Origin of the sequence: Paenibacillus sp. A3 (genome assembly GCF_001399685.1) — a bacterium.
Taxonomy (GTDB): Bacteria; Bacillota; Bacilli; order Paenibacillales; family NBRC-103111; genus Paenibacillus_G.
The window spans coordinates 1-940 of the sequence record NZ_JTHN01000358.1 but is presented as its reverse complement, the minus strand read 5'-3'; the positions used below and the strand labels follow the sequence as shown (position 1 = coordinate 940).

Sequence of the window (940 nt, the reverse complement as noted above, 5' to 3'; positions counted from 1 at the left end):
TCGATGAAGTGCTGTCCGCGCCGCCCGCCGAATGGATTCAGGAGGTTGCGGCGAAAACGAACTACGACGTGCACCACAGTCAAGTCGTCTTCGAGGGGGTATGCTATTCATGCAAACATCCGAACGCTTAATGCAGCCGCTCATGCGGATGGGGTATTCACAAACCGAGGGCACCGGAATGGCCGATGCGGAGCGGCTTGCCGACAGCCCAGCGGCTCCTATGGCTTCAAGCGCTGGAGAAACGGCTAGCACGAGGCCTTTCCTGTGCGCCGAAACGAAGCGCGTGGTCGTCATCAGTCCGTTCCCCGGCTCGCTGCATCCGCTGATTAACGGACTGGCAGGCGAGTGCTACGACGTTCTCGTGTTTCACCGGTTCGAGGCCCAGGTCATGAATGCGTTGGCTGTCGATCTGTTCGTGTTCGACGTGACAACGGCCGACTGGGAAGGCGTGGCCGGCATCCGGGAGGCGCTTGCTTCCGATCCGAAGAAGCAGGCCCGTTCGGTGCTGCTGGTCGGCGAGCGGGAGATGGCGGATAACAGCTTCACCGGACTAGGGGAGCTGCAGCTGTGGCCGACGGGTCTGCAGGAGGCGATGTACCGGATCGAGCTCAAGCTCAGCGGTCTGGCCGATGCGGAAGAAGGGAATAGCGTGGGCAGCTTCAAGGATTTGCAGATCGACACCAAGAAGATGACTGTTCTGCGCGGCGGCAGTCGTTTTTTCAAGCACGAAGACGGCATACGAGATTTTACTGATGCTGCTTGAAGCGCAAGGGGCCGTGATGTCGCGCGACGAGATCATGAACCGCATCTGGGGCAGCTCGTTTGTCGGGGGCAGCAACGTCGTCGACGTTCAGGGGAAAAGCTTGCGCAAAAAACTGGGCGACAATCCCGCCGCACCGAAGTACATCGCGACAGTGCGCGGCGTCGAATATAGGCTGGC

At 60.1% G+C, this 940-nt stretch carries 2 protein-coding genes; both read left to right on the top strand.

Features of this window, described 5'->3' with window-relative positions; translation table 11 throughout:
* The first annotated feature begins 109 nt into the window (after nt 1-109).
* Entirely contained in the window at nt 110-763 is a 654-nt protein-coding gene (locus QJ48_RS34555) for a hypothetical protein (RefSeq protein ID WP_157261868.1), read from the top strand.
* A partial coding sequence (locus QJ48_RS34550; RefSeq protein WP_162238614.1) for a helix-turn-helix domain-containing protein occupies nt 753-940 on the top strand: 188 nt, incomplete at its 3' end. The genes QJ48_RS34555 and QJ48_RS34550, both read left to right, overlap by 11 nt.

Excerpts from the sequence above, each read along its gene's own strand:
- QJ48_RS34555 (WP_157261868.1), top strand. The coding sequence starts at position 110 with ATGCAAACATCCGAACGCTTAATGCAGCCGCTCATGCGGATGGGGTAT.